The 13,066-nt window shown below is 42.4% G+C and carries 10 protein-coding genes; 1 reads left to right on the forward strand and 9 read right to left on the reverse strand.

All coding sequences use genetic code 11. The features are described 5' to 3' along the window. Positions 1–243: 243 nt before the first annotated feature. Genes IEW93_RS20850 through IEW93_RS20865 form a run of 4 tightly spaced genes read right to left on the reverse strand, consistent with a single transcriptional unit; the run spans position 244 to position 5,870 of the window. Entirely contained in the window at positions 244–549 is a 306-nt protein-coding gene (locus tag IEW93_RS20850; RefSeq protein ID WP_188741140.1) for a DUF3240 family protein, read from the reverse strand. Further along, positions 546–3,599: an efflux RND transporter permease subunit gene (locus tag IEW93_RS20855; RefSeq protein WP_188741141.1), complete on the reverse strand. Its 3,054-nt coding sequence runs from the start codon at positions 3,597–3,599 to the stop codon at positions 546–548. The genes IEW93_RS20850 and IEW93_RS20855 overlap by 4 nt, the downstream gene beginning before the upstream one ends. Before the next feature lies 1 nt (position 3,600). Further along, positions 3,601–4,632, reverse strand: coding sequence for an efflux RND transporter periplasmic adaptor subunit (locus IEW93_RS20860; protein ID WP_188741142.1), 1,032 nt, complete (start codon positions 4,630–4,632; stop codon positions 3,601–3,603). Next, positions 4,629–5,870, reverse strand: a complete 1,242-nt coding sequence (locus tag IEW93_RS20865) for a metal transporter (protein ID WP_188741143.1) — start codon at positions 5,868–5,870, stop codon at positions 4,629–4,631. Before IEW93_RS20865 ends, IEW93_RS20860 begins: the two co-directional genes overlap by 4 nt. 187 nt (positions 5,871–6,057) lie before the next feature. Here IEW93_RS20865 and IEW93_RS20870 point away from each other — a divergent pair, with 187 nt between their 5' ends. Further along, positions 6,058–6,555, forward strand: coding sequence for a helix-turn-helix transcriptional regulator (locus IEW93_RS20870; RefSeq protein ID WP_188741144.1), 498 nt, complete (start codon positions 6,058–6,060; stop codon positions 6,553–6,555). 239 nt (positions 6,556–6,794) lie between these two features. Here the strand turns inward: IEW93_RS20870 and purF are convergent, their stop codons facing one another. The 5 genes from purF to truA all read right to left on the reverse strand — a co-directional run bounded on the left by purF (position 6,795) and on the right by truA (position 11,775). Beyond that, a complete protein-coding gene (gene purF / locus IEW93_RS20875) occupies positions 6,795–8,309 on the reverse strand; it encodes an amidophosphoribosyltransferase (RefSeq protein ID WP_188741145.1) in 1,515 nt (504 codons plus the stop codon). 41 nt (positions 8,310–8,350) lie between these two features. Further along, on the reverse strand, positions 8,351–8,839 hold the full coding sequence (locus IEW93_RS20880) for a CvpA family protein (protein ID WP_188741146.1): 489 nt from the start codon (positions 8,837–8,839) through the stop codon (positions 8,351–8,353). Positions 8,840–8,990: 151 nt separating this feature from the next. Continuing rightward, complete coding sequence (gene dedD / locus IEW93_RS20885; RefSeq protein ID WP_188741147.1) at positions 8,991–9,647, reverse strand: cell division protein DedD; 657 nt, start codon at positions 9,645–9,647, stop codon at positions 8,991–8,993. A 35-nt stretch (positions 9,648–9,682) separates the two neighbouring features. After that, on the reverse strand, positions 9,683–10,957 hold the full coding sequence (folC, locus tag IEW93_RS20890) for a bifunctional tetrahydrofolate synthase/dihydrofolate synthase (protein WP_188741148.1): 1,275 nt from the start codon (positions 10,955–10,957) through the stop codon (positions 9,683–9,685). A gap of 32 nt (positions 10,958–10,989) precedes the next feature. Beyond that, on the reverse strand, positions 10,990–11,775 hold the full coding sequence (gene truA / locus IEW93_RS20895) for a tRNA pseudouridine(38-40) synthase TruA (protein WP_188741149.1): 786 nt from the start codon (positions 11,773–11,775) through the stop codon (positions 10,990–10,992). Positions 11,776–13,066: the final 1,291 nt, after the last annotated feature.

The following is a 13,066-nucleotide window of genomic DNA, read 5'->3' on the forward strand; positions in this document are numbered from 1 at the left end:
AAGGTGATAATTGTCATCGGCTTTATTTATTGGTCATGTTGATTTGTTTGGCGACAATTATCAGATCATAAATAAGGCCTTTTTTCTATCTAAAATATAGGTTTATTGCTAAAGATCCTGTCTATGAGGCAACGATAAATTCTCATTTCAATTTCCTTTCTTATAACTAAACTTAATGAGTTGACTGCATGGGCCAAACACAGCAACTATTTCCTTTATCGACTTAGCACTTTTCTTTTGCGGCTAGCACAAAGTGCCAGTATGAATGATTGGTGTAATCCAATATCGACACGGATTATGTTTACAAACCGCAGACAAGGCATCTAATAAGGCATCTTGATGAGCAACAGGATGCATAATTTCAAATTTACAAAACTCTCTGTACCCTTCAACTTGCTCTTTGATATTAAAATGGCTGTGTTCACGGCTAAAACCGCAAATATTACCTAGGCTAAAACCAGATAAAAACTCAAGTTCAATCAAGGTATCAACGATGTCGTCCTTAATATCATTTTGAGCGATCAGCACTAACAATTGCTCCGTGATCATTGACGTTTCTCCAGCCAGTAATAAAGGATTGGTAACAAATAAAGGGTTGTAATGGTTGATGTTAGTAAACCGCCAATAACAACAATAGCTAATGGCTTTTGGATTTCAGCACCTGGGCCCGATGCAAACACCAATGGCATTAAGCCAAACATGGCTGTCGTGGCGGTCATCAATATCGGTCGTAAACGTCTTGCTGCACCTTGCTCGACTCTCGCCAATAAACTGCTAAAAACATGCTTGGTCTGCTCGTAATAACTCACCATCACCACACCGTTAAGTACCGCAACGCCGAGTAATGCAATAAAACCAACCGAAGCAGGCACGGATAAATACTCACCCGAAACATACAAACTCACGATCCCGCCCATCATGGCAAAGGGGACGTTAGCCAAAATCAAGCCCGCTTTAGCAAGCGAACCAAAAGTGGTAAACAAAATGAGAGTAATAAGCGCAATGGCGACGGGAATAACCAGTAGTAAGTTATTAGTGGCACGTTGTTGATTTTCAAACTCGCCACCAAAACTGACACTGTAACCGCTAGGTAACTTAACCTCAGCGTCAATTTTCGCATTGAGTTCTTCAACAAAACTCACTATATCTCGGCCTTGCACGTTGGTCGTAATCACCGAGAAACGATCACCTTGTTCGCGTTCAATTAAAATAGGGCCTTCTTTATAGGTTAATTTAGCGATATCGGTAAGACGTTTTAATGAATTATCAGGCATCACCAACAACTCATTCTGCAACTCATTAATACTACTCAACCCGCCTTGATTATTGGCAATTAGTACTGGGGTACGCTTTTTACCTTGCAGCACTTCGGTCACAATAACACCTTCCAGTTGGCTTTTTAAATACCGCGAAAACTCCATGGTGCTCATGCCAAAGCCTCGAGCCAGCTCATTATCTAGGGTTAAGTTAATAAATGGACTGCCTTCAATCATGGCCATTTTCACATCGATACTGCCACTAGTGTCACTGACAAGTTGCTCAATTTGTGCCGTTAATTGCCCAAGTGTATCAATATCAGTGCCAAAGACTTTAATGGCCACATCACCAATACTGCCAGTAAGCATTTCAGAGACGCGCATCTGAATAGGTTGAGTAAAATTAAAATTTACTCCTGGAAAATTAAGCAGTTCAGTGCGAATAGCATCAATCAGTTGCGTCTTGTCAGCAAAGCGCCACTCGTCTCGCGGGGCTAGTACCAAAAATACATCGGTTTCATTTAGCCCCATAGGATCTAAACCAATCTCATCAGAACCGGTTCGAGCAACCATTTGTTTAATTTCTGGCACCTTATCAAGCAAGGTAATTTGAATTTGCTTGTCAATAGCAATCGATGCTTCAAGCGAAATAGAAGGTGATTTTTCTAGCTGTAAAATAATATCGCCTTCATCCAATGTCGGCATAAAGGTTTTACCTACAAGACTAAATAGCCCTAAACTAACCACTAACAGAGTAAACGACACGATGATAAACGGCTTTTTATGGGTAAACGTCTTTTTTAAACTGCTCAAATAAGCCGCTTTTAGTTTCTCTATCGCTTTAGGCTCTTGTGCTGACTTTTCGTTAACCAGATAAGAGGCAATGACAGGAATAACCGTAAGGGACAGCACCAATGCCGATAACATGGCAAAGACAATCGTGACAGCCACGGGCGTAAACAATTTGCCCTCTAAGCCGGTTAATGTCAGTAAGGGAGAAAACACAATCATCACAATGACAGTGCCTGATACAACTGGAATAGCCACATCTTTAGTCGCACGATAAATAAGGTGTAAACGCGGCAAACGTTGCTTAGTCGCAATAAGATTAACCATGTTCTCAACCACTACCACAGATGAATCAACCAACATACCAATCGCGATGACCAAGCCACCTAGACTCATCAAATTTGCTGACAGATTAAATAAATCCATCATCAAAAACGTCATTAATGCCGCAAGAGGCAAAGACAATGACACAACTAAAGCGGCCCTGACATTACCTAAAAACAGAGCTAGTAATACAATCACTAACAACACGGCTTCAAATAACGCACTTGAAATGGTATCAATTGCAGTATTAATTAAATTAGCACGATCATAAAAAACGTTAAGCTCACTGCCTTCAGGCAATGAAGTATTAATTTGCGCTAACTTTGCTTTAATATTGGTGACTACTTGGGCAGTGTTGGAATCTTTAAGTGCAATAATTAAGGCTTCAGCCGCTTCTTCACCGTCTTTTGATACGGCGCCATAGCGGGCTAAATGGCCGATCTGTACGTCAGCTAGATCTATCAAGCGATAAACTTGCGCATCATCCGCCTTAATCACTAACTGTTTTAGCTCATCAATATCATCAATTCGCCCCTCTGAACGCACAATAATAGTATCAGTACCAATGGTTAATTTACCGGCTCCTTCATTATGATTATTGTCAGTAATCGCCTGTTGCAAATCCGCAAAGCTGACGCCAGCGGCAGCCATGGCAGAAGGATTAGGACTAATACTAAAACTTTTGGCATAGCCGCCTAAAATATTCACATCCGCCACACCAGCAACGGTACGCAATAAGGGTCTGACTTCCCATTCCAGCAACTGCCGACGTTCCATTAACGATAAGTTAGGGTTTTCAAGTGTAAACATAAAGATTTCACTTAACGGCGTACTCATTGGTGCCACACCACCAGAGACACCTTCAGGAAAACTATCCCATACCGCCGCTAGTCGCTCGCTGACCTGCTGCCTAGCCCAATAGATATCAGTTCCTTCAGTAAAATCTAAGGTAATATCACTAATTGCATACTTAGTGGTGGAGCGTAAAATGGCTTGATTTGGGATCCCTAAAAGCTCTGTTTCAATCGGTACAGTAATTTGCGCTTCAATTTCTTCAGGCGTCATGCCAGGTGCTTTTAAAATAATCTTAACTTGCGTAGGCGAAATATCAGGAAAGGCATCAAGAGGAATATTAAACCAGGCACGAGTACCCGCTAACATTAAAATCAACGCTACAATCAGCACAAACAAGCGCTGAGTTAACGAAAAACGGATCACAGAAGCGAGCATATTATTCGCCTCCTAAACCAAGCAATATACCTTTCACTGCCGCGACAGATTGAGACAACACTTTAATTTGACTCAAATCTTGATCACTCGCGACAATATAATCATCTGCAGTAGAGCCTAATACATCGATACTCAATAAAGACAATGCTTGGTCTTTTTGGGTAAAAACCTGGCTTTCCTGTTGCCAAGTAAACACACTAATTTTTGGCACCAAATACACGGCTTTTTGATATTCAGGTATCACAGTAATTTGTTGCCCTAAGAGTAAATTACACGTTTGTGGTACAGGGGTAGACCAAGCTGTTAAAAATACCCCATCAGCAATTGCAGACACTTCATCAATGGCAATATGACATTGATGAATGTTCACCGCAGATAACGAAGTTGACTGACTCATAGGCACACTTACTTTCACCCGAATGCTCTCGGTAGGAATAAGCGAGAATAGTTGCACTCCAGCACTGTAGGGGCTATTTAGATAATTAAGATTAACAATGCCCGCCACAGGAGCCATGACCACCAACGACTCAGTGTCTGCATTAATGCTTTGTACCATCTCCATAAAGTGCTGCATATGTTCGTATTCAAGGTGAGCACTAAAGTAATCTTGGCTGATCTCGCGCCACTTATCAGAGCCAATGCTGCCATTTTTTAGTAAAGGCAGATTACGGTCATAACGCTGTTTAGCTAGATCGTATAAGCTTTTAGCCGCCTCTATTTGAGCTAAAAAATGAAACACTTCTGGTCCAGTTAATCTGACAATGGCTTGGTCTTTGGTGACAACTTGCCCCTGCCCCACTAAAAACGTGACTTGCTGAATATTTTCAGGCGCCATAACCCAATAATCGTTACCGGGTAAACGAGCTATTTGTGCAGGAAGAGGACTACCTTCATAACTGGCCACTTTTTTAGGCGACATATAACTCACGTCTAAGTGACCTAACTCACTAAGAGATATGGTTTCAGCACTAACAAACGCCGATGATAAACCGATTGTGATACATAAAAGGCTGGCGCCAAATTTGGTCATCATAATGAAATCCCTAAAGCTTGCAGTTGCTGAGAATGAAGTTGTTGCTGGGCCACTTGGTTAAGAACTAAACGCGATTCGGTATCTAATGCATCCATATAACGGCGTAACCAAATTTCATAACCCATTTGGTTTTGGTCTTTTACCTTGGCTAAATCTTCAGTGATGGTGCGACTCAGTGACACCCCTCGTTGTAACAAGGCCTGCTGTTTTTTGAGATTATGCTGCTGTGATAACAGCTTTTGTGATTGGTTTTTGAGTTCCAGATACAACCTTTCGCTATTGATGCGTTGATCTTGATAATCTTTCTGCCAAACCGACAACTCACGTTGAGATAAAGCAGAACCAAAACCGAGTGGAATACTGATCCCAACACCTAAATGCTGGTCGTTAGCGAGATCACCAGCCGTTTCCTTTGCGGTTAATGACACTGTCCACGGATCTTGTTCACCCGCTTGCTGGCTTGTCATCATGACGTCTTGAAACTGCTGTTGCAGCGACTGTAATTGCCACAAAGGATGCTGCATCAATACCACATCGGCATCATGAGTAGATTGCACGTCTAATTCAGCCATATTATGGCCGTTTTCTTCAATATTCACGGGGATCTCACTCAAACCAGTGAGTGATTGAAATAATGCCATTGCTTCGTCTTGTTGCTGTTTTAATTCAATCTGTGCTAAATCAATATCCACGCGTTCACGATCTAATAGCAATAAATTGACTTTGGGAAACTCACCCGCATTAGACAGTTGTTTTTGCTGAACATATAACTTTTCTAATAGTGATGCTTTACGTTGCAGTTGGTTAGACTTAACGAAAGCAATGCGGTGATCCCACATGCTTTGTCTAAGTAAACCAGATAAATATAATTTTTGAAGAGCTACCTGTTGCTCAAGCAGAGAGCTGGTTAACCGTTTTAATTGGTTATCGCTTTGGTGCAAACTAAAAGATTTGATGGGTAAGTTAAGTGATACTTCTTGTTCATAAATGTTACTATTATCCAGTTCGCCTAGGTAACTTAAACTAATGCTCGGCAAACCCGTCAACCAAGTCGAACTGCTCAATTGTACTGAGCGATTATCATTGAGCGGCATGGCATTAAAGGTGGTCTTGTTTAGTCGCGATTGACTTAACTGCAACAGTGGTGCCAGGTCATTGCTTGTTGCGCCATAGCTATAAGAGCTAATCGCTAACGCAACAATAAGACATATTTTGATACTAAACTTCACGGCAGACATATGTGATTTCACTAACCCAAAAGATATAATTAGACTATTATCTTTAAGTAGAGAACACATGGGGAATATGTATCATAAATGCCACTATAGTACATATGTACCATAATTTAAGTTTATGATTTTAATACGTAATCACTTACCCTTTTTAGTCTTATTTACGTAACACACTCATTTTTGGACAGCTGTCATGAGAAAAGATGTATTCATTATTATACTGCTACTGCTAATCACCTTGTTTAAGTTGTTCGATATATTTGCCGATTTTCAACTGGACATTCCCTCTTGGCACATTGCCCAAGAAGCCATGCTAGTATTGTTAACGATTGCAGCGAGTATTTTTTTAGGTTATGACCTGATCCGCAGTTCTCGTCAAGTCAAAGCACTCAAATCGAAACTTAAAAAAGCGGATAAAGAAATCGATCACATGTCATCACAAATGCGTTCAGCAAGACAAGAATACAGCGTAACAATCGCAGCACAATTCGATGCATGGCAGTTTACAAAAAGTGAACAACAAGTCGCTTTATTACTGTTGAAAGGCCTCAGCTTTAAAGAAATTGCCGAGGTACGACTCACCAAAGAAAAAACAGTCCGCCAACAAGCATCAACAATTTACAGCAAAGCACAAGTTGATGGCCGCCACACTCTATGCGCCTGGTTTATGGAAGATTTTATTCAAGAGTAATACTTACTAAGCTCGAAAATATTTAGGTCTCAGCTTAAGTATATTACAGGGTAAATAACATAGTAGTCAGCATCATAATTTTAGCTTTTACCCTTAATCTTCATTATGCGCGCATGCTTAGCTCCCGGTATAAATTCCTTATTGGGAAGGATCCATTTTTGACTTAATGATTTAAAACCCATAAAAAAACCAGCATTTGCATGCTGGTTTTTTCTTAACATAAAGCGCTTAAAACAAACTTATGGATGACACTCGTTGTGCATTTCTAAGTTTGTGCCTATGTCTTTATTACGATTCGCTTTTGCATCGTCGTTACGTAACTGAGTTAAATGATCTAGGTAAGATTGATTAACATCGTTTGTAATGTAATGCCCATCAAATACCGAGGTTTCAAAACGTTTAATGTCTGGGTTTTCCATTCTTACAGCTTCAACTAAGTCTGTTAAATCCTGGAATATAATCCCATCAGCACCAATAATTTTTGCAATTTCATCGGCGTCACGACCATGTGCAATCAGCTCATTTGATGTTGGCATGTCGATGCCGTACACGTTAGGGAAGCGGATTTCTGGCGCTGCTGAAGCAAAATACACTTTTTTAGCACCTGCTTCGCGGGCCATCTCGATGATCTGCTCAGACGTGGTACCACGTACAATTGAGTCATCTACAAGTAATACGTTTTTACCTTTAAACTCGGTATTAATCGCGTTTAACTTACGACGTACAGATTTTTTACGCTCTTGCTGACCCGGCATAATAAAGGTACGGCCAATATAACGGTTTTTTACAAAACCCTGGCGGTAAGGTAAATCCATGCAACGGGCAATCTCAAGTGCGATATCACAAGAGGTTTCTGGAATAGGAATAACCACGTCAATATCATGATCTTCCCATTCTTTTTTGATTTTTTCACCTAACTTGGCACCCATGTTAACGCGGCTAGCGTAAACAGACACTTTGTCGATGCTTGAATCTGGACGAGCAAAATAAACAAACTCAAAAATACAAGGCGCGTAGCTTGGGTCGACAGCACATTGGCGAGTAAATAATTGGCCATCAAGTGACACATAAATCGCTTCACCAGGGGCAACATCACGCATCACGTCAAAACCCACAGCATCAAGTGCAACGCTTTCAGAGGCGACCATGTATTCTGTGCCAGTGGGTGTTTCGTTTTTACCCAAAACCAGTGGACGAATACCAAATGGGTCACGAAATGCCACTAAACCTTGGCCAATGATCATGGCTGCAACAGCATACGCACCGCGAGTTTGAGCATGCACTTTAGCAACTGCGTCAAACACTTCATCGGCGCTAAGAGACAAGCTACGAGTTTCTTGTAGTTCATCTGCTAATAAATTAAGTAAGATTTCTGAGTCAGAAGTGGTGTTCACATGACGACGTTTTCTGATCAAGCTTTCGGCCAACTCGAGGGTATTGGTTAAGTTACCGTTATGGGCTAACGAAATACCAAATGGCGAGTTAACATAAAACGGCTGTGCCTCAGAAGCACTAGAGCTACCCGCTGTAGGATAACGCACATGGCCAATGCCTGCATTGCCTTGTAAACGTTGCATATGTTTAGACTCAAACACATCTTTAACCAGGCCATTAGCTTTACGCAAACGAAACGCATTAACGTCAACAGTAACAATACCTGCTGCGTCTTGTCCACGATGTTGAAGCACAGTCAGCGCATCATAAATGGTTTGGTTAACTGTTGATTTTCCTACTATTCCGACGATACCACACATGGGTAAGGTTCCTCACTGTAAGGTGTTTTATGTTTATAATTTTAGATTTTGGGTACAAAGCTTGAGGTGTTTTCGAGATAGTTAAAAAACCACTGAATAACCACGCCAAATTCGGGTACAAGTACTGATCCCTTCCACCAAACGGTATCGGGAAACGCAGTAAATGCATCCATAAAAAACAGTAATGCGCTTACAATCAAGGCACCACGAATGGCACCAAAGCACAAACCCAGTACACGGTCTGTGCCTGACAAGCCAGTTTTAGACACCAACTGACCGAGTAAATAATTGACTAATGCCCCTAGGATCAGGGTAACGACAAACAGAATGGCAATCGCGACGCCGTTTCGTAACAACTCGTCCTGCAATTGAGTTAAATGCGTGGCAAGGTCGAGGTAAAACTGGCTAGCGATAAAGAAAGCGGCAAACCAAACCACAAGTGACATGGCTTCTTTTGCGAATCCGCGGATCAAACTAATAATAGTTGATAACCCGATAATGATAATAATTGCGTAATCAATCCAAACCATGAAAATGGGGATCCGGTATAGGGTTCAAGACGGCGCGATTCTAACAGAGACAGAAATGTTTCTCACCCCTGATTGCACAAATTATTCATGCGTGATTGAGAACAATCAATTTGTTAATTTCAACCACGCAAGTGCACTGCCGTCTGAACGGTTACTGTTCTTGAGGGTTGTAGGCAATAATTTTACCTTTCAACCCGGTTAATTTGAAAATTGGGTCCTGACGAGCTTTGAGTTTCGCTTCAGACACTTCAGGGCCGACAAATACGCGAGTCAATCTTCCGTCAATTGGTTTGGCTGGCAATGTATAGGTTGTAAAGCCTGCTTTGCGAAGTTGCGCCACTAGCGTGTTCACGTTTGATGCATTATTAAATCCACCTAATTGCAAAGTAAAACCAGCTGTAATTGCGGTTTTAACAGGCGCTTTAACTTGGGCAACTACTTTAGCAGGCTCTTTTTTAGGTTCTGCTTTAGGCTCTGTTTTAACTACTGTTTTAACAGGCGCGGCTTGTACCGGTTTAGTGTCTGCTTTTACCACCTCTGAGGGTGCATCATCCCCAAGTTCAACCACATCAGAGCCTAATTCTTGTGGCTCAGCGATGGTTAATACCTGAAACTCTTCAACCGCTTCATCAGCTTGCGTATTTGTTTGTGAGCTATTATGGCTCTTCGCCAAAGGGCGTAAGGGGATTTCAGTAAACTCCTCTACCACTTGTGTTTTTTTGCCATCTAATAAATCGGGTAAAAAAATAACGCCTAATGCAACTAGCACAATGGTGCCCACTAAACGATTTTGAAATTGACGATTCAAAGCGAATTCCCTTTGTTTAAAATGCCGTATCGAAATTAAATTAACTTAAAACCTGCAACAGTATAAAAAGAACCAAACACAATAACTACATCGTCTTTGGATATTGTGCTTTGTATCCCATGCCACGCACTGGCAATATCTAAATACTCCACAGCATGACTTCGACTCACATCATCGGGCAATGCCTGATACAGCAAGTTTGATGATGCGCCGCGAGGATTGTCTAAACCAACCAGGTTCCATTGGCTTATTTGTGGCGCTAACTCAGCTAATACTGCTTTTATGTCTTTGTCTTTTAACATGCCACACAGTGCCACAATACGCCGGCCTTGATAAGCCTGCAATTGCTTAGCTAAATAGCGGGCAGCATGTGGGTTATGGGCAACATCTAACAATACCAGTGGTTGCTCACTAACTTGCTCTAAACGCCCGGCAAGCTGTGCATTTAACAAGCCATCGGCAATGCATTGCTGGCTAATGTTTGGCCAAACCTGGCTCACTAACGCAACCACACTAGCGGCATTGGCTAACGGCAAACGGGGTACAGGTAAGTCGTTAAAGGTTTGTTTGCTCGAACTAAAGCACCAGGTTGTCGAGTCAGCACCAGACAAGAAATAATCAAACTCATAACCAACACGATATAGGTCTGTGTGCATGTATTCGGCATAATCTTTAACAGACTGAGGCAAATCGGGCTCACCTACAACGGCAACACAATGTTGTCTGAATACCCCAGCCTTTTCACGGCCAACAAGCTCACGAGTGTCGCCAAGATACTCTTGATGATCTAAATCAATTGACGTCAATATCACCGCATTAGAATCAATAATATTGGTTGCGTCTAAACGGCCACCTAATCCCACCTCTAAAATGGCCACATCAACCTTTGCTGCTTTAAATAAATACAAACCGGCTAAAGTTGCGTATTCAAAAAAGGTCAGAGAAATATCGGCACGCGCCGCTTCAATGGCACAAAATGCTTCAATAAGTGACGCATCACTGGCATCTTGTTGGTTAATACGTACACGCTCGTTATAGCGCAACAAATGCGGCGAGCTGTAAACGCCAACACTAAAGCCTGCTTTACGTAAAATAGACTCTAGCATCGCACAGCTGGTGCCTTTACCGTTTGTGCCAGCAACCGTAATCACTTTGCTAGCAAGGCTTAATACATCAAGCCGTTTGGCAACTTCTGCAACACGAGTCAATCCCATGTCAATTTCACTTGGGTGAATTGCCAATAAATAGGTTAACCATTGATCTAAATTCGACTGCAAACCAGGGATCTGAACTTCATTATTACTCGACATATCGCACACCACTTTCCTTAACCACACTAAACCTAATCCAACATAAACAACGGCCCAAGCGCTAACTTAGGAATGTTATATTGTTCAGGATAGGTCACATCGACAAGATATAAGCCATTCGGTTTTGCCGTTGCAGCAGCTTGATTACGATCTTTTAAAGCCAGTAACTCACTAATCCATTCAATGGGTTTATTGCCTAAACCCACCTCAAGCAGTGACCCAACAATATTACGCACCATATGGTGTAAAAACGCATTTGCCTGAATATCAACCATCACATACATTCCCTGGCGAGTCACACTCACCTTATGCACGTTACGAAACGGAGTGTTTGACTGACATTGCACCGCACGAAAAGAAGTAAAGTCATTCTCACCTAACAGCAGCTGAGCCGCCTCATGCATCAAATTTTCGTTAATATCACCATGATAATGGCTCACACCAGAACGTAAAATCCCCGGGCGTAACTGATGGTTATAAATCACATACCGATAACGTCTGGCTGTAGCACTAAAACGAGCATGAAAGCTGTCATCAACTTCTTTAGCCCAGCGAACGGCAACGGTGTCAGGCAAGTTAGCATTAATGCCTAACGTCCAAGCGGTTAAAGGGCGCGTCGCCGTAGTGTCAAAGTGTATCACTTGCCCTGTACCATGCACGCCCGCATCAGTTCGCCCTGCGCAAAATACCTCTATCGATTCATTTGCGACATAAGATAATGCTTTTTCAAGCTGAGCTTGCACTGAATCGACATCGGCCTGGCGCTGCCACCCGAAAAAACCACTTCCATCATATTCAATACCTAACGCAACCCGCATAGCAATTTCCTCAACTCATTAATGCCGCGAAGTTTATACCAATTTGAATCATTATGTAATTGGATATAGCCACTCTTGCCGACTCTATTGAATAGATGAGCAAATAACATCAAAGCAAGCTCGCCAGAGAGCGGACTTCGTCCTTCTAGATTCTAGATAACGGCATACAGAACGCTTCGCTTACGGTTTTTCGTACGTCGTCCCGGTAACGCTTTTGAGCCGGGATCCAGGTGTTGGGTTTAGATCCTAGGTTCTAGGTTCTAGGTTCTAGGTTCTAGGTTCTAGGAACTCGCATGCTCGCCAGAGAGCGGACTTCGTCCTGCTAGAATCTAGATAACAGCAAACAGAACGCTGCGCTTACGGTTTTTCATACGTCGTACTGGTAACGCTTCACCTACGTCATTCCTGCAATGCTGTTGAGCAGGAATCCAGGTGTTGGGTTTAGATCCTAGGTTGTAGATCCTAGGTACTAGGTTCTAGGTGCTAGGTGCTAGGAACTCGCAAGCTCGCCAGAGAGCGGACTTCGTCCTGCTAGAATCTAAGAAACACCTGGATCCCCGATAACAGATCTCGAGGATGACAGACTAAAAGTCAAAATCAAGTGCAACACCTGGATCCCTGATAACAGATCTCAGGGATGACGGCATACAAAATTACGGCATATAAAGACAAGGGCATAAAAGATAACAACGTAAAGATTACGGCAAAGCGAATAGCCTCGTCACATCAACGATGCCCACTACCACGTCGTCCCGGTAACGCTTTTGAGCCGGGATCCAGGTGTTGAATCTGTCATTCCTGCAACGCTTTTGAGCAGGAATCCAGGTGTTGCTCCTAGGCTCTAGGCTCTGTCCTCGAGTGCTTTTATCCCGGCTTTATAAGAGTTACCGGGATGGATTCTAGATTCTAGACTCTAGGTTCTAGGCTCTAGACTCTAGGGCCTAGGAACTCGCAAGCTCGCCTGAGAGCGGACTTCGTCCTTCTAGGCTCTAGGCTCTGTCCTCGAGTGCTTTTATCGAGGATTCTAGATTCTAGACTCTAGGTTCTAGGCTCTAGACTCTAGGTCCTAGGAACTCGCAAGCTCGCCTGAGAGCGGACTTCGTCCTGCTAGGTTCTAGGCTCTGTCCTCGAATGTTTTTATCGAGGATTCTAGCTTCTAGCTTCTGTGAGCTTACGGCAGCATGGCGTGACATAAGTAATAAAGCAAAAAATCTGGTTTCTTAAATTTCAGGCACGGCAATACTTAGGCCACTGGCCCAAGCATTGCTTGATTATGAGCGGTTTATTATTG

The organism is Shewanella inventionis, assembly GCF_014641855.1.
Classification (GTDB): Bacteria; Pseudomonadota; Gammaproteobacteria; order Enterobacterales; family Shewanellaceae; genus Shewanella; species Shewanella inventionis.